Source organism: Pseudomonas canadensis, from assembly GCF_030980095.1.
Taxonomy (GTDB): Bacteria; Pseudomonadota; Gammaproteobacteria; order Pseudomonadales; family Pseudomonadaceae; genus Aquipseudomonas; species Aquipseudomonas canadensis.
This window is the reverse complement of the sequence record NZ_CP133298.1, coordinates 5,425,185-5,449,238: the sequence shown is the minus strand read 5'-3', so window position 1 is coordinate 5,449,238 and position 24,054 is coordinate 5,425,185. Positions and strand designations below refer to the sequence as shown.

17 protein-coding genes are annotated in these 24,054 nt (G+C 60.3%); 8 read left to right on the top strand and 9 right to left on the bottom strand.

Annotated features, from left to right (window positions below; translation table 11 throughout):
* The first annotated feature begins 116 nt into the window (after window positions 1-116).
* The 3 genes from RB216_RS25315 (at window position 117) to yjiA (ending at window position 3,511) form a co-directional block, all read left to right on the top strand.
* The gene (locus RB216_RS25315) at window positions 117-2,183 is read left to right on the top strand and encodes a carbon starvation CstA family protein (RefSeq protein WP_028618009.1); all 2,067 of its coding nucleotides are present in this window, start codon (window positions 117-119) and stop codon (window positions 2,181-2,183) included.
* Between the two features lie 15 nt (window positions 2,184-2,198).
* Window positions 2,199-2,396 carry a YbdD/YjiX family protein gene (locus RB216_RS25310; protein WP_016976771.1) on the top strand — a complete coding sequence of 66 codons (198 nt, stop codon included), beginning with the start codon at window positions 2,199-2,201 and terminating at the stop codon, window positions 2,394-2,396.
* A gap of 155 nt (window positions 2,397-2,551) precedes the next feature.
* Entirely contained in the window at window positions 2,552-3,511 is a 960-nt protein-coding gene (gene yjiA, locus RB216_RS25305) for a GTPase (protein ID WP_028618008.1), read from the top strand.
* Window positions 3,512-3,700: 189 nt separating this feature from the next.
* On the opposite strand, the gene glyA is transcribed toward yjiA, so the two are convergent.
* From glyA to RB216_RS25290, 3 genes are all read right to left on the bottom strand, one after another.
* Window positions 3,701-4,954 carry a serine hydroxymethyltransferase gene (glyA, locus tag RB216_RS25300; RefSeq protein ID WP_028618007.1) on the bottom strand — a complete coding sequence of 418 codons (1,254 nt, stop codon included), beginning with the start codon at window positions 4,952-4,954 and terminating at the stop codon, window positions 3,701-3,703.
* 146 nt (window positions 4,955-5,100) lie between these two features.
* A complete protein-coding gene (locus tag RB216_RS25295) occupies window positions 5,101-8,952 on the bottom strand; it encodes a bifunctional diguanylate cyclase/phosphodiesterase (protein ID WP_068937627.1) in 3,852 nt (1,283 codons plus the stop codon).
* A 116-nt stretch (window positions 8,953-9,068) separates the two neighbouring features.
* Window positions 9,069-9,680, bottom strand: a complete 612-nt coding sequence (locus RB216_RS25290; RefSeq protein ID WP_122683620.1) for a LysE family translocator — start codon at window positions 9,678-9,680, stop codon at window positions 9,069-9,071.
* Between the two features lie 159 nt (window positions 9,681-9,839).
* Here RB216_RS25290 and ettA point away from each other — a divergent pair, with 159 nt between their 5' ends.
* A complete protein-coding gene (gene ettA / locus RB216_RS25285; protein ID WP_028618004.1) occupies window positions 9,840-11,504 on the top strand; it encodes an energy-dependent translational throttle protein EttA in 1,665 nt (554 codons plus the stop codon).
* Window positions 11,505-11,751: 247 nt separating this feature from the next.
* Window positions 11,752-13,089, top strand: a complete 1,338-nt coding sequence (gene gdhA / locus RB216_RS25280) for an NADP-specific glutamate dehydrogenase (protein WP_068937628.1) — start codon at window positions 11,752-11,754, stop codon at window positions 13,087-13,089.
* Here gdhA and RB216_RS25275 read toward each other — a convergent pair.
* From RB216_RS25275 to RB216_RS25260, 4 genes are all read right to left on the bottom strand, one after another.
* Complete coding sequence (locus RB216_RS25275) at window positions 13,086-13,574, bottom strand: GreA/GreB family elongation factor (RefSeq protein ID WP_308908021.1); 489 nt, start codon at window positions 13,572-13,574, stop codon at window positions 13,086-13,088. The genes gdhA and RB216_RS25275 overlap by 4 nt on opposite strands.
* Before the next feature lie 69 nt (window positions 13,575-13,643).
* A complete protein-coding gene (locus tag RB216_RS25270) occupies window positions 13,644-14,000 on the bottom strand; it encodes a hypothetical protein (protein WP_308908020.1) in 357 nt (118 codons plus the stop codon).
* 191 nt (window positions 14,001-14,191) lie between these two features.
* Entirely contained in the window at window positions 14,192-16,045 is a 1,854-nt protein-coding gene (locus RB216_RS25265) for an Lnb N-terminal periplasmic domain-containing protein (protein WP_122683622.1), read from the bottom strand.
* Window positions 16,046-16,137: 92 nt separating this feature from the next.
* Window positions 16,138-16,626 (bottom strand): DUF3015 domain-containing protein, encoded by a 489-nt coding sequence (locus RB216_RS25260; protein WP_016976782.1) that lies wholly within the window; start codon window positions 16,624-16,626, stop codon window positions 16,138-16,140.
* 267 nt (window positions 16,627-16,893) lie between these two features.
* Between RB216_RS25260 and RB216_RS25255 the strand changes: the two genes are divergently transcribed.
* Together RB216_RS25255 and RB216_RS25250 are read left to right on the top strand one after the other, a co-directional pair.
* Complete coding sequence (locus RB216_RS25255; RefSeq protein WP_028617999.1) at window positions 16,894-19,332, top strand: Lon protease family protein; 2,439 nt, start codon at window positions 16,894-16,896, stop codon at window positions 19,330-19,332.
* A 385-nt stretch (window positions 19,333-19,717) separates the two neighbouring features.
* Window positions 19,718-20,026 carry a PA4575 family protein gene (locus tag RB216_RS25250; protein ID WP_028617998.1) on the top strand — a complete coding sequence of 103 codons (309 nt, stop codon included), beginning with the start codon at window positions 19,718-19,720 and terminating at the stop codon, window positions 20,024-20,026.
* Between the two features lie 3 nt (window positions 20,027-20,029).
* Here the strand turns inward: RB216_RS25250 and RB216_RS25245 are convergent, their stop codons facing one another.
* Window positions 20,030-21,853 carry a hypothetical protein gene (locus tag RB216_RS25245; RefSeq protein ID WP_122683626.1) on the bottom strand — a complete coding sequence of 608 codons (1,824 nt, stop codon included), beginning with the start codon at window positions 21,851-21,853 and terminating at the stop codon, window positions 20,030-20,032.
* 166 nt (window positions 21,854-22,019) lie between these two features.
* Here RB216_RS25245 and RB216_RS25240 point away from each other — a divergent pair, with 166 nt between their 5' ends.
* Window positions 22,020-22,508 (top strand): TIGR00645 family protein, encoded by a 489-nt coding sequence (locus tag RB216_RS25240; RefSeq protein ID WP_017253710.1) that lies wholly within the window; start codon window positions 22,020-22,022, stop codon window positions 22,506-22,508.
* A gap of 15 nt (window positions 22,509-22,523) precedes the next feature.
* On the opposite strand, the gene RB216_RS25235 is transcribed toward RB216_RS25240, so the two are convergent.
* Window positions 22,524-23,957, bottom strand: coding sequence for an ArnT family glycosyltransferase (locus RB216_RS25235; protein ID WP_308908019.1), 1,434 nt, complete (start codon window positions 23,955-23,957; stop codon window positions 22,524-22,526).
* Window positions 23,958-24,054: the final 97 nt, after the last annotated feature.

Below are 24,054 nucleotides of genomic sequence, written 5' to 3'. Positions count from 1 at the left end.
TCTGCTTTTTTTGTGCGCAGGAGGCTCTAGACCAACGTAGGGGGGTGGCCTTTGAGGCCAACAGCGCTAAACTCGGGATGGCTGTCCTTTCTGTCCACCCTGGCTGGAATATAAAAATGAAAAATAATAATAGCCTGCTACGCCACCTACCCTGGCTGGTGCTGGCAATCGTAGGAGCGTGCGCCCTAGGCGTAGTGGCCTTGCGCCGCGGCGAGGCGATCAATGCCTTGTGGATTGTGGTCGCTGCTGTGGCCATCTACCTGGTTGCGTACCGTTACTACAGTCTGTTCATCGCTAACAACGTGATGCAACTCGATCCACGGCGGGCCACCCCCGCAGTGCTCAACAATGACGGTCTGGACTATGTGCCGACCAACAAACACATCCTGTTCGGTCACCACTTTGCGGCGATTGCCGGTGCAGGTCCGCTGGTCGGCCCGGTGCTGGCGGCGCAAATGGGCTACCTGCCCGGCACGCTCTGGCTGATTGCCGGCGTGGTGCTGGCCGGTGCGGTGCAGGACTTCATGGTCTTGTTCCTGTCCACTCGTCGCAACGGCCGTTCCCTGGGGGACATGGTTCGCGAAGAGATGGGCCGCATTCCGGGGACCATCGCGCTGTTCGGCTGCTTCCTGATCATGATCATCATCCTCGCGGTGTTGGCGCTGATCGTGGTCAAGGCCCTGGCCGAGAGCCCATGGGGGATCTTCACGGTGATGGCGACCATCCCGATCGCGATGTTCATGGGCATTTACATGCGCTACATCCGCCCGGGTCGCATTGGTGAAATCTCGATCATCGGCGTGCTGTTGCTGCTCGGTTCGATCTGGCTGGGCGGGCAGATTGCCGCTGACCCGGTCTGGGCCAAGGCCTTCACCTTCACCGGCATTCAAATTACCTGGATGCTGATCGGCTACGGTTTCGTCGCCGCAGTGCTGCCGGTATGGCTGATCCTGGCGCCGCGTGATTACCTCTCCACCTTCCTCAAAATCGGCACCATCATCGCCCTGGCGATTGGCATCCTGGTCACCATGCCAGAGCTGAAAATGCCGGCCCTGACCCAGTTCATCGACGGCACCGGCCCGGTGTGGAAGGGCGGCCTGTTCCCGTTCCTGTTCATCACCATTGCCTGTGGTGCGGTCTCGGGTTTCCACGCGCTGATCTCCTCGGGCACTACGCCGAAACTGTTGGATAACGAAACCAACGCGCGCTACATCGGTTACGGCGGCATGTTGATGGAGTCGTTCGTGGCCATCATGGCCATGGTTGCCGCTTCGGTGATCGAGCCTGGCGTGTACTTCGCCATGAACAGCCCGGCTGCCGTGGTGGGCAGTGATGTGGTGACGGTGGCGCAAACTGTCAGCAGCTGGGGCTTTGCCATTACCCCGGAAGCACTGACGGCGGTCGCCCACGACATCGGTGAAACCACCATCCTGGCGCGTGCCGGCGGTGCACCGACCCTGGCGGTTGGTATCGCGCAGATCCTGCACAGTGTGCTGCCGGGTGAAAACACCATGGCGTTCTGGTACCACTTTGCGATCCTGTTCGAAGCGCTGTTCATCCTCACAGCCGTGGACGCGGGCACCCGTGCCGGTCGCTTCATGCTGCAAGACCTGCTGGGTTCCTTCGTGCCGGCGCTGAAACGCACCGAGTCGTGGACCGCCAACCTGATCGCGACCGCGGGTTGCGTGGCGATGTGGGGTTACCTGCTGTACCAGGGCGTGATCGACCCACTGGGCGGCATCAACACCTTGTGGCCTCTGTTCGGTATCTCCAACCAAATGCTGGCAGGTATCGCGCTGATGCTGGCCACCGTTGTGCTGATCAAAATGAAACGCCAACGCTACATCTGGGTGACCATGCTGCCGGCTGTCTGGCTGCTGATCTGCACCACCACTGCAGGCTTCATCAAGCTGTTCGACGCCAACCCGGCGATCGGCTTCCTGTCGCTGGCGAAGAAATACAGCGACGCATTGGCCAACGGCCAGATTCTTGCCCCGGCGAAGAGCATCGACCAGATGCAGCACGTGATCTGGAACGCCTACACCAACGCAACGCTGACGGCGCTGTTCCTGTTCGTGGTCTTCAGCATCCTGTTCTATGCGCTCAAGGTCGGCGTCGCCGCCTGGGGCAACAAAGAACGCACGGATAAAGAAGCCCCGTTCCAGGCTGTTCCGGACGCGTGATCGAGGATTGCAACCATGTTCAATGACATCAATCGCCTCGGTAAATACCTCGGTCAGGCCGCGCGCCTGATGGTCGGCATGCCCGACTACGATACGTACGTCGAGCATATGCAAACCAAACACCCGGACAAGCCGGTGATGGACTACAAGGCGTTCTTCCGGGAACGCCAGGAAGCCCGTTACGGCGGCAAGGGTGGGCCCAAGTGCTGCTGACCCGGTAGTTCGGGTGGCGGCGATCCCTTGTGGGAGCGGGCTTGCTCGCGAAGGCGGTTTGTCAGTTGATGTATGTGCTGACTGATACACCGTATTCGCGAGCAAGCCCGCTCCCACATTTGTTTGTGTTCCTTCAGTTATAAGGAGAACTGCTTTTGTCCTCTCCCATTCCGGTCACCGTCCTCAGCGGCTTCCTCGGCGCCGGCAAGACCACCTTGCTACGCCATCTGCTCAAAGCCGAGCACGGCCTTAAAATCGCCGTGATCGAAAACGAATTCAGTGACGCTGGTATCGACACCCAACTGCTGGGCGCCGAGCCGGTGCAAGTCATGACCCTGTCCAACGGCTGCGTGTGTTGCACCATCCACACCGACCTGACCAAAGCCCTGTATCTGCTACTCGAACGCCTGGACAGCGGCGAGATCGCCTTCGACCGCCTGGTGATCGAGTGCACCGGCCTGGCCGACCCGGCCCCTGTGGCCCAGACTTTTTTCATCGACGAGGACCTGCGCGAGCGCTACATCCTCGACGGCATCATCACCCTGGTGGACGCCGCCCACGCCGAGCACCACCTGACCCAGACCATCGCCCAGGCCCAGATCGGCTTTGCCGACCGCCTGCTGGTGAGCAAGCGCGACCTGGTGGATGACGCCACCTTCGATGCACTCAGTGAACGCCTTACCCGCATCAACCGCCGTGCGCCGATCCGTGTGGTGGACCATGGCAACATCGACCTGGCTGAACTGCTCGATGTGCGCGGCTTCAACCTCAACGCTGGCATGAGCCTGCGCCCGGTGCGCGCTGCGCCGTCCATCGACCGTATCTCCAGCCTGGTGCTGCGCACCGACCAGCCGCTGGATATCGATCGCCTCAGCGAGTTCATGAATGAACTGCTGGAGGACCACGGCAAGCAGCTGTTGCGTTACAAGGGCGTGCTGAATATTGCCGGTGAAGACCGGCGCATGGTGTTCCAGGGTGTGCTCAAGCTCTACGGCTTTGATTGGGACACGGAGTGGGAAGAGGGCGAGGCGCGCGAGAGTGTGATTGTGTTTATTGCCGATGAGTTACCGGAAGACAAAATCCGCGAAGGATTTGCACGGGTTTACCAATCCTGAATTGAAATACGATCAAAAAATGTGGGAGCTGGCTTGCTCGCGAAAGCGGTCTTTCAGTGGATACATGTGCTGACTGAACCACTGCTTTCGCGAGCAAGCCAGCTCCCACATTGATTGCATTTCAACTCAAATTTTGCCCATAAAAAAGCCCGGCTCTTGAGCCGGGCTTTTTCATTCAAGCAACTGCAATCAAGCGCCGTACACCGGCAGCTTCTTGCAGATGGCCTTGACCTTCTCACGCACCGCGTCGATCACGGCTTCGTTGTTCAGGTCAGCCAGGATGTCGCAGATCCAGCCAGCCAGTTCCTTGCACTCTGCTTCCTTGAAGCCACGCGTGGTCACAGCCGGAGTACCGAAGCGCAGGCCGGAGGTGACGAACGGCGAACGTGGGTCGTTCGGCACGGAGTTCTTGTTTACGGTGATGAAGGCTTTGCCCAAGGCAGCATCAGCATCTTTACCGGAAATGTCCTGCTTGATCAGGGACAGCAGGAACAGGTGGTTCTCGGTACCGCCGGAGACTACGTCGAAGCCGCGCTCGATGAACACGCTGGCCATGGCCTGGGCGTTCTTGACCACTTGTTGCTGGTAGGTCTTGAACTCAGGCTGCAGGGCTTCCTTGAAGCAGATCGCTTTGGCGGCGATCACGTGCTCCAGCGGGCCGCCTTGGGCGCCTGGGAATACAGCGGAGTTCAGCTTCTTCTCGATGTCGGCGTTGGCGCGAGCCAGGATCAGGCCGCCACGTGGACCGCGCAGGGTCTTGTGGGTAGTGGTGGTCACGACGTCAGCGTAAGGAACCGGGTTCGGGTAGACGCCAGCGGCGACCAGACCGGCCACGTGGGCCATGTCGACGAACAGGTACGCACCAACCTTGTCGGCGATAGCGCGGAAACGTGGGAAGTCCAGGATCTGCGAGTAGGCAGAGAAACCGGCCACGATCATTTTTGGCTTGTGTTCAACTGCCAGGCGCTCGACTTCGTCGTAGTCGATCAGGCCGTTGGCATCGATACCGTACTGAACGGCGTTGTACAGCTTGCCGGAGGACGAAACGCTGGCGCCGTGGGTCAGGTGACCGCCGTGGGCCAGGCTCATGCCCAGGATGGTGTCGCCGCCTTGCAGCAGGGCCAGGTAAACGGCGCTGTTGGCTTGGGAACCGGCGTGCGGCTGGACGTTGGCGTAGTCGGCGCCGAACAGTTCTTTTGCACGGTCGATGGCCAGCTGCTCAACCACGTCGACGTACTCGCAACCACCGTAGTAGCGCTTGCCTGGGTAACCTTCGGCGTACTTGTTGGTCAGAACCGAACCTTGAGCCTCCATCACCGCAGGGCTGGTGTAGTTTTCCGAAGCGATCAGCTCAATGTGCTCTTCCTGGCGCACGGCTTCTTGCTCCATGGCGGCGAAGAGATCGGCGTCGTACTTGGCAATAGTCAAATCACGGCTGAACATGGCGGTCCTCAAGGATCGGGGGCTGAAAAGGAAGGCATTCTAACCCAATGGGTTTTAGATGGCATATGAAAGGACATCATGTCGCGGATAAGCGGGGCTCATCTGGGGATAGGCGGCGATGAGGCCAGTGGCCTCACCACAGGGTTTCAGTCGAACATGAACAGCGCATCATTGCTGAACTGCGCCTCGAACCGGTTCGCCGGCATCGGCCGCCCGAACAGGTAACCCTGCACCTCGTCACACCCATGCTCACGCAGGAAGTCCAACTGCTCATGGGTTTCCACACCCTCGGCGATTACCGCCAGGTTCAGGCTATGGGCCATGGCGATAATGGCGCGGGCGATCTGCGCGTCTTGCTCGCCTGATGGCAGGCCATCCACGAAGGTGCGGTCGATCTTCAACACATCGATGGGGAATTGCTTGAGGTAGTTGAGCGACGAATAGCCCGTGCCGAAGTCGTCGACCGCAATGCTCAGGCCCAGGTTTTTCAGGCTGTCGAGGATCTGCATGGCCTCGTTGACTTCCCGCATCAGGATACTTTCGGTCAGCTCAAGCTCCAGGCATGCCGGCGGCAGCCCGGTGTCCTTGAGGATGGTGGCGATACGGGTGCCCAACTGGCCGTCGGAGAATTGCCGCGCCGAGATGTTCACCGAGACTTTCGGCACACGCACCTTGTTCTGGTGCCAGGTCTTGAGCTGTCGGCAGGCTTCGCTGATCACCCAGTCGCCCACGTCCACCACTAGGCCCAACTCTTCCAGTACCGGGATGAAGTCCCCCGGCGGCACCAGGCCACGACGCGGGTGACGCCAGCGCAGCAGGGCTTCGGCACCGGTCAGGCGTTTGCCGTCGCCGCTGAACTGCGGCTGGTAATAGAGCACGAATTCGTTCTGGTCCAGGGCGTGGCGCAGGTCGCTTTCCAGCTCCAGGCGTTCCAGGGCGCTGGCGTTCATGTCGGCCTGGTAGAACTGGAAGTTGTTCTTGCCGCGTTCCTTGGCGTGATACATCGCGGTGTCGGCGTTTTTCATCAACTGACTCAGCTCGTTGCCGTCCTGAGGGCTCAGGGCGATGCCGATACTGGCGGTGACAAAAAACTCGCGGCCTTCCAGCACGAACGGCTTCACTAGGCTGGCAAGGATCTGCTCGGCCACATGAATCGCACGGTTCAACGCCATTTCGCGGCTGATCCGCGGTTGCAGCAGCAGCGTGAACTCGTCGCCGCCCATGCGCGCCACGGTGTCGTCTTCGGCCACGCAACCCAGCAGGCGCGTGGCCATTTCCTTGAGCATGCGGTCGCCGGCGGCGTGGCCCAGGGAGTCGTTGATCGGTTTGAAGCGGTCGAGGTCGAGGAACATCAGCACCACCCACGACTTCTGCCGTTCTGCCGACTGCAACGCGGTATGCAGGCGGTCCTGGAACAGCGTACGGTTGGGCAGGTGGGTCAGGGCGTCGTAGTAGGCCAGGCGGTGGATGCGCTGCTCGCTGGCCTTGCGCTCGCTGATGTCACTGAAGAAACACACGTAGCTGGCCAGGTCGCCTTCATCGTCGAACACGGCGGTAATGCCGACCCACGCCGGGTAATGCTCGCCGTTGCGCCGCTTGAGCCACACTTCGCCTTCCCAAGTGCTGTGCTGGTGCAACTGCTTGAGTACGTAGCGCAGGTGGGCTTCCTGCTGTTCGTCGACGGTGAGCATATTCGGCAACTGGTCGAGCACATCGCTGACCGCATAGCCGCTGACCCGGCTGAACGCCTCGTTGGCCTGCACGATATAACCGGCGGGGTCGGTGATCAGAATCGCCGAGGTGGAGTGCTCGAATACCGTGGCCGCCATGCGCAGGTCTTTTTCGGCGCGGCGTTGCTGGCTGATGTCGCGGCCCACGCCGAGGACGCCCTCGAAGGCGCCGTGTTCGTCCCATACCAACACCAGGCGCAGCTCGATCGGCACTTTGCGACCATCTGCGCGCAGGCAGTCGAACAGGAACAGTTGGGTCTGCACCTCGTCGCGCAGCGTGTTCAGTGCCTCGATGTTGCCCAGCGCGCGGCTGACTTGTTCCATCAGGCTGTAAATGCCGGTCAGCTGCTGCGGGTTGGCGATGATCGACTGCCAGCCATTTTTGAACACCCAGTCCACGTCATAACCGAGTACGGCATTGACCGAGGGGCTGACGTAGTTGAGGGCCAACTGGCTGTCGGTGGAGCAGATCACGTCGCTGATGCTTTCGGCCAGCATGCGGTAGCGCTGTTCGCTGTCACGCAGGGATTCGCTGGCCTCGATCTGGTCGGTGATGTCCTTGGCTACCCCAATGATGCGGGTGATCTGCGCCGTCTTGTCGCGGGCCAGGGCCTGCTCGCGGATGTCAAAGCGCCGCCATTGGTTGTTGCGGTGGCGGAAGCGCAATTGGCATTGCAATTGGGTGGCGTAGCCGATCTGGCGCTGCTGCTGGCGCAAATCGTGGTAATGCTCGGCGTCTTCGGGGTGCAGTAGGATTTCCCAGAAGTACTCGCCCATTTGCTGCAGTTCGGCTTTGTTGTAGCCGAGGGTGTGGCCCAGATGGTGATTGCTGAAAATCATGCGCTGGCTGATCACGTCCTGCACATACAAGTGGTCAGGCACGGTGCGTACCACGTCCGACCAGAAGCTTTCACGCTCCACCAGCGACAGCTCGATCAGCTTGCGGCTGGTGATATCGCTGATGCTGAGGATCACTGCCTTGAAGTCGTCCTGCTGCTCCGGCAAGCGCATCACCAGCCAAAGGTATTGCTCGTTGCCCGCCACGTCCTTGAGCTGGATTTCCAGTTCCAACTGGCTCTGCTGGGTCAGTACCGCCTCAAGAATCTGGTAGCCGATGGACGTGGCATTGCGCGGGGAGTCATCGATCAGACGCTCCCAGGCTTCTTCACAGGAACCCACGTTCAACAGGCGCACCGCCACCTGGTTGACTTCGGTGATGCGCAGCTCCTTGAGCAGTTGCTGGCGTTCGTCGGGGTTGTCCTGCAGCCAGGCGTGCAGTTGCTCGCGGGTCTCCAGTCGGGTCTTGTCGAAGAACGCATTCAGGCCCGACAAGTCGAGCACGCACAGGGCCACGCCGGTGCCTTCGAAAATGTCCTGGTAGCGCCGGCGGCCTTCATGCACCTGGCGCTGGCGGCGGCGCATGTTCAGCAGCACGATCACCGGGATCAGCGAGAACGCCAGGCCCAGCAGGCATTTGCCGATGAAGGCCGGCAGCAGTTGCTCCAGCACCGCAGTACGGTCGAACAGCCCGCGCAGTTGCCAGTCGCTTTTGCTTAGAGGGGTGACCAGTACGCTTTTATTCAGCTCGTCCGGGGTTAGCGCAGACGCCCATTGCGCCGGCATGCCGCTGTCTCGGCTGACAACCCGGTGGTTGATGCGATTCTCGATGACCCACAGCGGGCGCTGGCCCTGGCCGTCCTGGCGGGTGAGGTTGCTCAGGTAGTTGGGTGCCAGGCGCAGCGCCCAATACATCCGCGAGCCGCCGCTGGGCTGGTGCAGCAACAGATAGATGAGGGTGCCGTCGTTGCTGTTGCTCAGGTAATAGGACTGCGCGTGGCTACGTTGCACCAGCTCTGCCAACCAGGCGGCGTCCTGGCTGTCGGTGGCGCTGTCACTGATTATCGCGCCGCTGGGGGCGAGCAGGGCGACGCTGCGCAGCTCGGGTAGCGAGCGTTGCAAGGTGCGCATCAGCGCCTGTTGCTGTTCGCTGTCACGCGGCGGCTCGACCATCGGCAGCAGGTTCAGGGCGATTTTCGCGCTGAGGGCCATGTTCAGGCTGATCTGTTCAGCCAGGTCGGCGCTGTAGTCGATGGTGTATTGCTGCTGGTTCTTCTGGTTTTGCTGCAACTGGTCGAGCAGTTGCCAGAACAATAACGCGAGCAACATGAGGACGAGCGTCGCCAATGCGCCTTTGAGGGTGCCGTGCAGGGGCGCTCCCGGCGCTATATGAGCGGCGCGCAGGGGAGTTGGCGGCGTGACTTTGGACAAGCTGTGATCCTGCGGTTTGGCTGGACTGGCGCGCGACGTGCACTATAAGCCGGACGCCCGGAGGGCGGCTAGCATGCCTTGACTTGTGGCAAAGTGCCAGCCCCGCCTGGCGGGCACTATAGGGCGCCGCCGGTGTGGATCAGGCTGTCCGCCAGCCGGGTCAGGATCGCCAGCGTGAACAGGCTGATAACCACAGAGGCCGTGCGGTTGATGGTGTGCGGCGTCAACCACGCGTACCCGCCTCGTTTGATGCGGGCCCCCAGCAGCACCCAGACGCAGCCCACCGGTATCACCACGGCGCTGAACTGTGCGACGAAATGCACGTACAAGGTCAAGTCGATAAATGTCTGCATCGGGACGATAAACGACACGATCAGTAATCCCTTGGGGTTGATCAGCGTGAGCAAAAAGAAGTTCAGCGTGGATACCCGTGCCTCGGCCTCGGTGTGGAGTGTTTCGTCGGGGTGGCGCCACAGCAGGTAGCAAGTCCTGATCAAATAGCAGACCGAAGCAAACTGCATGAGCTTCAGGCTCCAGGGCGCGTTGTCGCCGATATGGCTGAGCAAGTAGCCCCAGAACGAGATCTGCGTCAGGTAGGCCAGGCACTCCAGTAGGCTCAGCGGCCAGGCGCGCCGGAACCCTGTGAGTAATCCCGAGCGCAGCAGCAGCGTGTTGGTAGGCCCCGGCATTAATAGCAGTAGCCCGAGTGCGGATAGGACGCCAAGCATGAAGGGTGTCTCCTGGAACCCCTGAGGGTTTTGGCCGGCTAATCTAACAGATAGGCTTCGATACGCTCGGTCACTTAGGTTAACCTTGAGGATTCGCAACACTATGTACAGCGCCATGACGCTACGTAGGCCTGTTCTTACTTTTATGAGGTCCACATTTTGGCTCAATACGTCTTCACCATGCATCGGCTGGGCAAAGTTGTCCCTCCGAAGCGGGAAATCCTGAAAAACATTTCGCTGTCCTTCTTCCCAGGCGCCAAGATAGGCGTACTCGGCCTCAACGGTTCGGGTAAATCCACCCTGTTGAAAATCATGGCCGGCGTCGACACCGAGTTCGAAGGCGAAGCCCGCCCGATGCCAGAACTGAACATCGGCTACCTGCCGCAAGAGCCGATCCTGGACCCGACCAAGACCGTGCGTGAAGTGGTTGAAGAAGCCGTCAGCGTGATCAAGAACGCCCAGGCGCGCCTGGACGAGGTCTACGCGGCTTACGCTGAAGAAGATGCCGACTTCGACAAACTGGCCGCCGAACAGGCCAAGCTCGAAGCCATCCTGCAAGCCGGCGACGGTCACAACCTGGAGCGCCAATTGGAAGTCGCCGCCGACGCACTGCGCCTGCCAGCGTGGGACGCCAAGGTCGAATTCCTGTCCGGTGGTGAAAAGCGTCGCGTGGCCCTGTGCCGCCTGCTGCTGTCGGCCCCTGACATGCTGCTGCTCGACGAACCGACCAACCACTTGGACGCCGATTCCGTCGCCTGGCTGGAACATTTCCTTCACGACTTCCCAGGCACCGTGGTCGCGATCACGCACGACCGGTACTTCCTGGACAACGTGGCCGGCTGGATCCTCGAGCTCGACCGTGGCGCGGGTATCCCTTACGAGGGTAACTACTCCGGTTGGCTGGAAGCCAAGTCCGACCGTCTGGCCGCCGAATCCAAGCAGCAATCGGCCCATGAAAAAGCCATGAAGGAAGAACTGGAGTGGGTGCGCAAAGGCGCCAAGGCCCGCCAGTCCAAATCCAAGGCCCGTCTGCAACGCTTTGAAGAAATGCAGTCGCAGGAATTCCAGAAGCGTTCGGAAACCAACGAGATCTACATCCCGGCCGGTCCGCGCCTGGGCGACAAGGTCATCGAGTTCAAGAACGTTTCCAAAGGTTATGGCGACCGCGTGCTGATCGACAACCTGTCGTTCTCTATGCCAAAAGGCGCGATCGTCGGCGTTATTGGTGGTAACGGTGCGGGTAAGTCCACGCTGTTCCGTATGCTGATGGGCAAGGAAACCCCGGATTCGGGCACCATCGAAGTCGGCGAAACCGTGCAGCTGGCCTGTGTGGACCAGAGCCGTGAAGACCTGGATGGCAGCAAGACCGTGTTCCAGCAGATTTCCGACGGTTCCGACCAGATCCGCATCGGCAACTATGAAATCCCGTCGCGTACTTATGTCGGCCGTTTCAACTTCAAGGGTGGCGACCAACAGAAGTTCGTCAAGGACCTGTCCGGTGGTGAGCGCGGTCGCTTGCACCTGGCCCTGACCCTGAAAGAGGGCGGCAACGTCCTGCTGCTCGACGAACCGTCCAACGACCTCGACGTTGAAACCCTGCGTTCCCTGGAAGAAGCCCTGCTGGACTTCCCGGGCGCTGCCATTGTGATCTCTCACGATCGGTGGTTCCTTGACCGCGTCGCGACCCACATCCTGGCGTACGAAGACGACTCCCAGGCGGTGTTCTTCGAAGGTAACTACACCGAGTACGAAGCGGACCGTAAAAAACGCTTGGGCGACGCTGCTGCCCAGCCGCACCGTGTGCGTCACAAAAAACTGGCCTGATTCGGGTTGGTGGTTTGAAAGAGCGGAGCCTTCGGGCTCCGTTTTTTTTTGCCTGGAATTTGATGGTGCGTGCGGTTTGATTTGAATCCCTGAAAGGGTGCATAAAAGCCGCTAAAACTGGATACAGTTATATAAAACGCACCATTTAAATTCACAAAGGCGACATTTTGCCCTGTCGCAGTGCGGAATGAATTGATAAAGTCCGGCTCAATCTCCGTTAACAACTAAAAATTTGCCGAGACTTTCCATGATCGAATCCGTCGAATCCTTCCTTGCCCGCCTCAAGAAACGCGACCCGGACCAGCCGGAATTCCACCAGGCCGTAGAAGAAGTCCTACGCAGTCTGTGGCCGTTTCTGGAAGCCAATCCTCATTACCTGACATCGGGCATCCTGGAGCGCATCTGCGAGCCAGAACGCGCGATTACCTTCCGGGTGTCGTGGGTGGATGATCACGGCAAGGTCCAGGTCAATCGCGGTTTCCGTATCCAGATGAACAGCGCCATCGGCCCCTACAAAGGCGGCTTGCGCTTCCATCCATCTGTGAACCTGGGCGTGTTGAAGTTCCTCGCCTTCGAGCAGACCTTCAAGAATTCCCTGACCTCGCTGCCCATGGGCGGCGGCAAAGGCGGCTCGGACTTCGACCCCAAGGGCAAGAGCGACGCTGAAGTCATGCGCTTCTGCCAGGCCTTCATGAGTGAGCTGTATCGCCACATCGGCGCGGACGTGGACGTGCCGGCCGGCGATATCGGCGTGGGCGCCCGTGAGATCGGCTTCCTGTTCGGTCAATACAAGCGCCTGAGCAACCAGTTCACCTCCGTGCTGACCGGCAAGGGCATGACCTACGGCGGCAGCCTGATCCGCCCGGAAGCCACGGGGTTCGGCTGCGTGTACTTCGCTGAAGAGATGCTCAAGCGCAACAACCAGCGGGTTGAGGGCAAGCGCGTGGCGGTGTCCGGCTCCGGCAACGTGGCGCAATACGCGGCGCGCAAGGTCATGGACCTGGGCGGCAAGGTGATTTCCCTGTCCGACTCCGAAGGCACCCTGTACGCCGAAAGCGGTTTGACCGAAGAGCAATGGTCGGCCCTGCTGGAGCTGAAAAACGTCCAGCGTGGGCGCATCAGCGAACTGGCCGAGCGTTTCGGCCTGGAATTCCGCAAAGGCCAGACGCCATGGGAACTGGCGTGCGACATTGCCTTGCCCTGCGCGACCCAGAACGAACTCGATGCCGACGCCGCCCGCGCTTTGCTGCGCAATGGCTGCATCTGCGTGGCCGAAGGCGCCAACATGCCGACCACGCTCGAGGCTGTGGATATCTTTATCGAGGCGGGCACCCTGTTCGCGCCGGGTAAAGCTTCTAACGCTGGCGGCGTGGCCGTGAGCGGCCTGGAAATGTCGCAGAACGCCATGCGCCTGCTGTGGACCGCCGGTGAAGTGGACAGCAAGCTGCACAACATCATGCAGTCGATCCACCATGCCTGCGTGCATTACGGCGAAGAAAACGGCCGGATCAACTACGTGAAAGGCGCGAACATCGCCGGCTTCGTCAAAGTCGCCGACGCGATGCTGGCCCAAGGCATCGTCTAAACCTCGGGCTCAATACGCAGCACTTCGATTAACTGATCGCCGACGGGGCGCTGCCACAGCACTTCGTCGCCGAGCTGGGCGCCCAGTAAGGCGCGGCCCAGGGGCGAACCCCAGTTGATCAGGCCTGCGCTCGCATCGGCCTGGTCTTCACCGACCAACTGGATGCGTTGCTGTTCGTCCTGTTCATTGGCGAAGGTCACCCAACTGCCGATCTGCACCTTGTCGGTGGAGGTGGCCGGCGCGACCACTTGGGCGCTTTGCACCCGCTGGTTGAAGTAGCGCAAATCCCGCTCAAGGTCCGCCTGGCGCTGTTTATCGCCCTTGGCGGACTCGAGGCTGTAAGCCTGCTGCAACTGCGCAACCTTGGCCTGCAATTGCGCCAAACCTTGCGCAGTCAGGCGATTGGGCTGCTCACTGACCTGACGCTCCACCGGCTGATCAGCCTGGGCGGCAGCGTTGTCCTCGTTTACAAAAGCTCGACTCATGACGTTCTCCCTCTCTGGAGTTGGGCCATGCTCGCCGCGCTTTAGTTTCGCTGGATGTCTGGAAACGACCTATTGCGAACGATAGGCCCTGGCGGCGTCGCGGTTTTTCTCCTGTTGCCAGGCGCGCTCGCGGTCATCCCAGTGGTTGTCCTTGTAGCCACGCAACTCTTCGTTCTCACGCATGGCCTTGCACTGGCGGAAACCGTCTTCCCAGCCTTCAGCGTATTCGCGGTCTTTCAGATAACGCGGCACATTCTTGCGAAACTCACCGCTGATAACGCCAGCCGCCTGGCGACCGCTGCTGCAACCATCGTCAAAACCGTCGGCAAAGGCCGGTGGGTAACCTTTGGCCAGCAAATCTTCATGGGTCGATTGGCAGCCGGCCAACCACATCACTGCACACAACAATACCGCAGACCGCCACATGGCGTACTCCCTGGCCGTTTCACGGCTGATAGGGAAGAGTCTAGAAGGGGATTTGTCGGGGAGGTGTGAAAGGGAGGTGAGAATACTGTTGTTGTGTAGGAGCTGGCTTGCTGGCGATGCAGGCACCTCGGTGTATCAGTTGCTCTGAGGTGATGCGATCGCCAGCAAGCCGGCTCCTACAGGTCCTGTGGTCAATAGTGGTACCACTTCACTTCCAGCATCACTTCATTTACCGGCGTCGACAGGTGGCTGTATTCGCGCTGAGCGCTCAGGCGTAATCCGAGGTTGCGCGACAATTCCCACTGCTGGTTCAGGCTGATACTGCGACGCACCTCGCCATTGGTGAAGAAATCGCCCTTGGCTTCCAGGCTCAGATTGCCCAGCGGGTTTTTCCACAGCACGCCCGTGTTGAAGCCTGCGGCAGGTGAGATGGCTTCGCTGAAGTCATTGTTGTGCTCCACGCGCACGGTGCCGAGGGCGAAGCCGAGCATGTCGTCGCGCAGTTGCCAGGTGCCGCCAGCGCCGCCGTTGACGTGGGCGACCAGGGTTTCGTCGTCGTGCTTGCCCGGTACCCGCTCCAGGCCGCCAGTGACTTGCCATGACCACGGCTGCAACAGGGCGTTACGTGGGGTCAGGGAGCGGATGGTGGCCAGGTCCAGCTGCTGCAGTTGCCAGTGGTTGCCTTCGTACTGGCGCAGTTTCATCTGCAGGATTTCGATCTGCGCGCCCAGGGGGAAACCTTCGGCGTTGTCGTTGAGGTCGTGGTAGGCCATGCGCAGGCCGTATTCACCGAAGGCCTTGTCGCCACGGGTGCCGATGCCGGCTTGCCAGGTGCGTGATTCATGGCCGTTTTCCGGGAGACCAGGGGGTGTGATCTTGAGGTCGGGCGCCGGGTTCTGGTTGATCGCGCGCAATAGTTCGAAGCTGCGCTGGGAGCGTTCGGTGTCGCGTTCCAGGCCGTTGGCGCGGTAGCGGCCGAGGCGGTAGGCGGCGTCGATGATCAGGGCCTGGCGATCGCGGGGCAGGGCCTTGAAGGCTGGCTCTTGCAATTGCTTCTGGTCGTCGCTGACCTTCAGTACCCATTGCTGCTCGTCACTGTCCAGCGGCTTGGCGCGCTCCAGCAGCTCACGTTCACGGGAGGGCCGGTAGTCAATTTTCTCCACCAGGCCGGCATCTTTCACGGCCTTGACCGTGTCGGTCGGGATGGCCGTGAGCGGGAACTGTTCGGTCAGGCGCAGGCCGGGACGCGCCACTTGCAGCAATTCCAGCAGGCGATAGGAGCAGTTTTCGTCAAAGAAGAAGTAATCGAACTGGATCTGTTTGAGCTCCCACACGTGCTCGACCATGCGCTCGGTCTCGACTTGAGTGAGGTTGAGGCGATATTCCCACAGGTCGCGGTTCTCAAGGCTGCGGTACTCCGACAGCTTTTCCTGATAAGGCACCAGGGCGAACAGGCCGGGATAACCGCCCATCAGGCCTTTCCAGGCGTAGAGGATGCTGTTGTCGGAGCCTTCGATGTAGGCGCCGAAGTTGATCGCGTAGCTGAGCAGGGCGGTGTTGTTGCTCTGCACGTCGGCCTGGTCGATGCGCAGCAACGTGTGGCCGAACATCGACGACGGGCTGTTGAGGTAGGCCGCCGGGAAGATCATCACCGCGCTATGGGGGGCGACGTCCTTGAACCATTGCTTGAATTCTGTGCAGTCCACGGCAGGCAGGTCAGTGAGGTGCAACTGATCCTTGAGCCAGCGGGTCCGTGCGGGGTAAACGCATTGGGCGTGTTTTTCACCCAGGCTGGCCGGTGCGTAGAGCGCATCAACGGTGGCCTTGAGCTCGGCGTCCGGGTGGTGGGCGCCATCGGCCGCGAGGAAGAACTGTTTGTCGCTGACGTAACTGCGCCAGCCACTGATCTTGCCGGCTTCGTAATGGCCCAGGGAAAGCCAGAACGGATCATTCGCCAATTGCTGCAAACGTTGATCATCAAGGTGCGGGGCCGCATACAGCGGGGCGCAGGCGAAGAGTGCCATCCAGGCAAAGCGTTTGAGCATAGGGGCAACTTAAGTCGGATATAAAAGAGACCCAAAGGGGAGGCGGGTCCAAAATAAAACCCGCGCCTTAAGCAGGCGCGGGCGGATCGAGCTTAAGCCTGGGTTGCGTATTTCGCCAGACGGGCATCGCTTTTCAGTACCGCAATGGTGTTGTTGTGCACGTCGTCAGCGGTCACGTCAGCTTTGCTGAAGATTTGCTGGAAGTGCTCGTGGGTCACGGCCGCGAAGTGCTCGCGATCTTCCGGTGCCACGCCCAGTACCACGGCGTAGGTGGTCAGCGCTTCGCCGTTGCCCTTGGCCATGTCTTCGGACAGCTCGTTCATCATGCCATTCATGGCAATCCAGGACTTGCCGCCGTAGGTCAGGGCGCTGTTGGTGTTACAGCCGTTGGTGCCCGAGGTCATGCCGAACGTGGCGTTACCCGAAGTACCGTTGGTGGTGGAAGCCAGGAAGTGAGCTGGCGTGCCGCGCTGGCCTTCGAACAACATGTTGCCCCAACCGCAGTTCGGGCCACCTGGTGCTTCTGCCATTGCATTGAGGGAGACGACGGTGAAGAGAGTACCGAGAAGGATCCGTTTCATAGCTTTGTTCTCTTTGTGTGCAAACCAATGGACAAGGGTTCAGGCGCGTCGCAGCGCCCTAGGGGCCAGTTATTAGTCCAACCCGCGCAGTTTGGAGTTTAGGCACGTTCCAAGGGTTCCGTGCATTTTTATAAAACAATCCGCGATGTCGCGATATTTCTGCAGCTCATCTCCCACGTCTATGCTTTCCCGAAAGCGCGCCTTGCCAGAGCGCGTGACCGGGAGCCAGAATGCCGTCATCTGCCCCGCCTGATGTAAGGAAGCCCGATGCCTGATCCTGTTGCTGCCAGCTTGCGTCTAGCGCCCGAAGCGCTGACTCGCCCTTTCTCCGCTGAACAGTTCAGCTTCTCGACCACCAATGATTTGGAGCCCTTTCGCGGTGTGCTTGGCCAGGAACGTGCGGTTGAAGCCTTGCAGTTCGGTGTGGCCATGCCACGCCCCGGTTACAACGTGTTTGTCATGGGTGAGCCCGGTACCGGCCGCTTTTCGTTCGTCAAACGCTACCTGAAAGCCGAAGGCAAGCGCCTGCAGACCCCGGCGGATTGGGTCTATGTGAATAATTTCGATGAGCCTCGCGAGCCTCGTGCCCTGGAATTGCCCGGCGGCGCTGCGGCGGCGTTCATCAACGACATCAACGGTTTGGTCGACAACCTCGTCGCCACCTTTCCGGCGGTCTTCGAACACCCGACCTATCAACAGCGTAAAAGCGCCATCGACCGCGCCTTCAACCAGCGCTACGACAAGGCCCTGGACGTGATCGAACGCCTGGCCCTGGAAAAGGACGTGGCGCTTTACCGCGACAGTAGCAACATCGCTTTTACCCCGATGCTCGACGGCAAGGCGCTCGACGAGGCCGAGTTCTCGCAGTTGCCGGAAGCCGACCGCGAGCGTTTCCACACGGACATTTCCGAGCTGGAAGAGCGCCTCAACGAAGAACTGGCCAGCCTGCCGCAGTGGAAGCGTGAGTCAAATAACCAACTGCGCCAGTTCAACGAAGAAACCATCACCCTGGCCCTGCAGCCTTTGCTTGCACCGCTGTCGGAAAAGTACGCGGAAAACGCCGCCGTCTGCGGTTACCTGCAAGCCATGCAGGTCTATCTGCTCAAGACCGTGGTCGAGCAATTGGTCGACGACGCCAAGACCGACGCCCAGGCGCGCAAGCTGCTGGAAGAACAATATTGCCCAAGCCTGGTGGTAGGGCATCCGGTCAACGGCGGCGCCCCGGTGGTGTTTGAACCGCACCCGACCTACGACAACCTGTTCGGCCGCATCGAATACAGCACCGACCAGGGCGCGCTCTACACCACTTATCGCCAGTTGCGTCCGGGCGCGCTGCACCGTGCCAACGGCGGCTTCCTGATCCTGGAAGCCGAAAAAATGCTCGGCGAGCCGTTTGTGTGGGACGCGCTCAAGCGTTCCCTGCAGTCGCGCAAACTGAAGATGGAGTCACCGCTGGGCGAGCTGGGCCGCCTGGCCACCGTGACCCTCAACCCGCAGATGATCCCGTTGCAGGTCAAAGTGATCATCATCGGTTCGCGTCAGCTGTACTACGCATTGCAGGACGCCGATCCGGATTTCCAGGAGATGTTCCGCGTACTGGTGGACTTCGATGAAGACATCCCGATGGTCGACGAAAGTCTGGAGCAGTTTGCGCAGCTGCTCAAAACCCGTACCTCGGAAGAAGGCATGGCGCCGCTGACCTCGGATGCGGTGGCGCGGTTGGCCACTTACAGTGCGCGGTTGGCCGAGCATCAGGGCCGTTTGTCGGCGCGTATTGGCGACTTGTTCCAGTTAGTCAGCGAAGCAGACTTCATTCGCCACCTGGCGGGCGACGAGATGACCGATGCTGGCCATATCGAGCGCGCCCTCAAGGCCAAGGCCACGCGCACCGGGCGCGTGTCGGCGCGGATTCTCGACGACATGCTCGCCGGGGTCATCCTCATCGACACGGCCGGTGCCGCGGTGGGCAAGTGCAACGGGCTGACGGTGCTGGAAGTCGGTGACTCGGCCTTCGGCGTGCCGGCGCGGATTTCCGCCACGGTGTATCCGGGTGGCAGCGGCATTGTCGACATCGAGCGTGAGGTCAACCTTGGCCAGCCGATTCACTCCAAGGGCGTGATGATCCTCACGGGTTACCTGGGCAGCCGGTATGCCCAGGAATTCCCGCTGGCGATCTCGGCGAGCATCGCGCTGGAGCAATCCTATGGTTATGTGGACGGCGACAGTGCGTCCTTGGGCGAGGCGTGCACCTTGATCTCGGCCTTGTCGAAAACGCCGCTCAAGCAGTGCTTTGCCATCACCGGCTCGATCAACCAGTTTGGTGAAGTGCAGGCGGTGGGTGGGGTCAACGAGAAGATCGAAGGTTTCTTCCGCCTGTGTGAAGCGCGCGGTTTGACCGGTGAACAGGGCGCGATCATTCCCCAGGCCAACGTCGCTACGCTGATGCTGGATGAGAAGGTGCTGCAGGCCGTGCGCGCCGGGCAGTTCCACATCTATGCCGTGCGCCAGGCCGACGAGGCGCTGAGCCTGCTGGTGGGCGAGGATGCCGGTGAGCCGGATGCCGAGGGGCAGTTCCCGGAAGGCACGGTGAACGCGCGCGTGGTAGAGCGGTTGCGCGCGATTGCCGAGATGATCAGCGAGGAAGACCTCAAGGAAGCGGAGAAGGAGTTGGCACAGCAGGCGTTGGCCGAAGCCAAGCCCACCTGATGGCTGAGTGAGTTGTCGTGACTGGTGGGCTGTGGTGGTGAGCACGCTTGTTGTGGTGAGCGGGCTTGTTGTGGTGAGCGGGCTTGCCCCGCGCCGGGCTGCGAAGCAGCCCCAAAACCAGACAATTCAATCTCACTGGCACACCGCACCGGTCCCACTGGGGCCGCTTCGCAGCCCAGCGCGGGGCAAGCCCGCTCACCACATTACGGGCAAAACCGTCACAAAATTGGCGCAGCTGTAGGGCCAACGGCCGTCTGTCCCTACAACCTTGGTTTGTCGTGGTTTTCTTCTATTCTGTGCTCAAGGGATATCCACAGGAGTCGCTGGATAGAAACAGCCTCGCCACAGGCGCAGGTTGAATACCGATCTACCGAGGGTCGCCGCCATGCCGCGCAACCTTTGCCTTACCCGCCAGTGCTTCGGCCTGGTCACCCGTATCGAATGTTCCATTCGCCCTCTCGCGGGGGATAACGGGATGTGGACGTTGTTGTTTGCCGCCGGAATGACCGGTGAACAACCTTCCACCATAAAGTCTCAAGGCCCGTTCCCCGGGCCCTTCGCGGCGGAAAATATTCTAGAATCCATTGTGGACAGCCTGACTCAGCACGGCTACGAGAAGGCGGGTGACCCGCAGATCTGGTGCCTGCACATGCAGGCCCATCTGCGACAGCTCAACGGTGCCACCCACCACTGACCGCTACTTGCTCTCGGGTTTGTCCAGCTTGACCTCGAAGCCATATTGCACGGTGCTCAGGTCGGTGCGCTGGTAGCTTTCCAGCGTGGTCGGCTGGCCGTAGAAGTAATGCACGTCAAACATCGCTGTGCCGTATTCCTCGGCGCGGTGGCTGACGCCGAGGATTTCCTTGAGGTAGTTGCCGCTGGCGTCCTTGGCGTAGAAACGCCAGCTGTCAGCGGGAAAGGCTTTCTGGTCGACGATCAGCGCGTTGTCTTTGAGTTCGAGCCCTTTGGGTAGCTTGCTCGCGTCAATCTCGTTTTTATCGATGGTCGCCAGGAACAGCGGAATCGAGCCCACCACAAAGGCCGGATTTTCCGGGAACAGGTTGAGGTCATAAGTCAGGGTGCCGCGTGCCGGGTTCAACTCAAAGGCCTCGGTCGGCAGTTCGATCGGCTCGCCGCGCTCGCCTTTTTCGTCGGCGGTGAAGAAGGTCACCGGTGATTCACTGCTGTTGCGCTCGCTGCCCACCAGGTCGTCATTGAAGGTGAATGGGTGGTCAAACACGATGTGCGCCGCGCTGGCGTCTTCGACCGACTGGCTGATGGTGACGCTGTTTTTCAGCTGGTCCTCGGTCATGCTCGCGTCTTTGAGCCAGTTGGCAGCGCTGTCGTCATACACGGTGACTGGCATTGGCAGGGCCTGCACGGTTTTCTGCAGGCTGTTCTTGTCGAAGCGCAGCACCGGCAGGTCGAGGTCTTTGCGGGTGCGTGTGGCGGTGGAAAAATCCAGCACGTTGACTTGCAGGTTGTCGATCACGCCATTGAAGTACACCTTGGCGTAATGGCTGCTCTGCTTGCGTTCGAAGGCTTTCTGCTCATCGGTCAGCTGTTTTTCGAAGGCCTCCGACCAAGCCTTCTGCTTTTGCATTTCGGCCAGTTGTTTCTCGTAGAACGTGACTTGGGCGTTGCTTTCGTTGATCGAACCCGAGCGTGTGAGGAACTGCCCGGTGCTGTCCCGCGCCTGCACCAGCAGAGGGTTAGGCGATTCGTCGCCGACTTCCGATGCCAGTGGCTGGCTGTTGGTCAGCTCGATCTCGGCGTAGTTTTTTTCCAGCAAGACCAGGTTGAGGGTGATGTTGCCTTCGGTGCGCTTGTGGCCCACGTCCTTTTTCGACAGATCAAAGGTCAGCACCTTGCCCGGCGCCACCACTTCAACTGTGCCCTTGAGGCTGACAGGCTGTGGCTGGCTCTTGTTTTCCGTCTCGATCCCCTCGATGAACGGGTAGGTCACCGTCAGGTCATCGGGGTTGGTCAGGTTGGAACTGCTGGGGCTCAGTTGGATGCCCGGATCGGTTTCCGACCATTCCGGCTGGAAGGGGATCACCTTGTTGTTGCTCAGGGTCACCGATTGCCATTCCAGCCCATGGGGGAAGGGGAATTGGTCGGGGACGTTGAAGTTAAAGGGGAAGACCGGCTGTAAATCCGTCAGGTAGTCGGAATGGGAGGTCTTGCGCAGCACGAACAGGCCATTGATGTAAGTGTCCACCAGCGCCTGGGGCGTGGGGTAGTGCTTGAGCAGGGCCAGGGTGTCGTCGCCGTATTCGGTTTCGATGGGCTTGGTGGCGAGCTTGACCCGCGCCCGCTCCAGCAACAGCAGCGACCCCCCCAGGTCAGCGACGGCGTCGCGCAGCTTGGGGTCCTGGATGCTGTCGAGGGATTGTTCGAACTTGGCGGTTTTCTCTTCGAGGGTGGTTTGCTTCTGCTCGTCGCTGGGGGAGCAGCCGCCAGCCAGCAGCAATGCCGCGCACAGGCCGATACTGGCCAAAGGGGATCGCACATCCATCATCTGAGTTTTTCCTGTCCGACGTCATCGAGCGGAGTTGTAATTGGGCTCGACACTAGCAGAAAAATTCTCTTACAGATGCCGCACAGGTCAGTTTTCTCGCGGTTACAGCTGTCTTGTGGCGGCTGGTATACTCGCCGCCATTTCTAGCCTAGCTGTGTGAGATCCAATGGAACGCTTTATCGAAAATGCTATGTACGCCTCGCGTTGGCTGCTGGCGCCTATTTATTTCGGCTTGTCCCTGGGGTTGCTGGCGCTGGCGCTGAAATTCTTCCAGGAAGTGATTCACCTGCTGCCGAGCGTGTTCTCGATGGCCGAGTCCGAGCTGATCCTGGTGCTGCTGTCGTTGATCGACATGGCACTGGTCGGTGGCTTGCTGGTGATGGTGATGATTTCCGGCTACGAGAACTTTGTCTCGCAGCTGGATATCGATGAAAACAAGGAAAAGCTCAACTGGCTGGGCACCATGGATTCTTCGTCGCTGAAGATGAAAGTGGCGGCCTCCATCGTGGCGATTTCCTCCATCCACTTGCTGCGCATCTTCATGGACGCCAAGAACGTCGATCCGCAGCACTTGATGTGGTACGTGATCATCCATATGACGTTTGTGATCTCGGCGTTTGCCATGGGTTACCTGGACAAGGTCACCAAGCACTGATGCCCTGCGCTGGCCTTACTGCTCCACGAAGTAGTAAGGCTGGCGATTGATCGACATTTGCTTGATCACCTTCACCGGGGCCGCCAGGTCATCGGTATGGTCCAGCAACGCAACGTTGCCGGGCTTGGCGCCGAGGTAACTGTGCAACTCGGCCTCGGTTTGCAGAATCGGTAAATAGGCCTGCAGGTAAAACACGCTGGCCCCGGCGATGCGCTCGTTGGGCCGGTACAGCACCACCTCCCTGCCTTCATCTTTCAACGTCTGAACCTGGCTGATCACCGGTACGAACGACTGGCGCACATCCGCTTTGGGGGCGAACCAGAAGGCGGCGATCAGGTAGCACCCCACGGCCAGGGTGAACACGCTGCCCACTACCGTTCTGTGATGCTTGTGCAGCGCGGGTTTGTGGGTTTTCAGCCAGTCCAGCAGCACCCGCGCATATTCCGCTGCCAGGACGGCGGCGGCTGGCGCGAGTGCCATCAGGTAAACGGTGCGTTTGCTCGACGCCAGGGTCAGCAGGGTGAACTGTGCCACCAGCCAGACGCTGAAGAACAGGTGGTAGCGGTTGCGCACCAGGCTTTTGCGGAAGTGCCACAGGCCCAGGTACACCAGGATATTCCAAGGCAGGAACGCCTCGGGCAGCTTGGCGATGTAGTAGTAGAACGGCTCGTAATGCCCGGCCTCGACAAACGAGCCGCTGAAACGGCCGACGCTGTTGGTCAGCAACACTTCGGCCACCGCCTGCATGCCGCCGCGTTGGAACAGGAATCCCAGCCAGATCATCAGCGGCACCAGCGCCAGCAAGGTAAACAGCGCTGGCTTGAGCCAGTTGCCAATCTGCAGGCGTTTGTCCATCAGGCTGGTGCTGGCCAGGTACGCGAAAATCACAATGCCCGGCATGGCCAGGCCCAGCACGCCTTTGCTGAGGGTAGCGATCACCATCCCGGCGGTAAACAGTGCCCATGCGCCTGTGCTGGAACCTTGGCGGTCGGGCCGTACGGCTTGGTAGAACGCCAGCAACGCGGTGGTCACGCCGAGGGTGAGCAGCGAATCCTCACCGACACCGCGCACATTGCTCCAGTAGCTAGCCATGGTCGCCAGAATCAACGCGGCGCTGAACGCCAGCGTCTGCGGTCGTCCGAACCGGCGCAGCATCGTGTAAAGCAGCATCACGCTGAACAACCCGGCAAACGCCGAGGCCAGGCGTACCGCCCAAGTGGTGCCGCCGAACAGGCGAATCGCCCCGGCGTCTATCCACAGGCTCAGGGGCGGTTTTTCCAGGAAGGGCTCGCGAAACAACTGGGGCACTACCCAGTTATTGTCCAGGTGCATGGCCATGGCGATCCCGGCGACGCGGGCTTCGGTGGAGCCTTGCAGCTCATGGTTTCCCAGGGCAAAGAAGAACAACAGACCAGCAAGCAGGAGCAGCAGGGGAGCAGGGCGCGTCATGGAGTGTGGCTACCAGGGCAGGAGGACCGTCCGGGGGAACGGTCATTGCAATGGGCTAGTATCCGTGGGCGTTTCTGAATATTTCGTGAACGAGTGT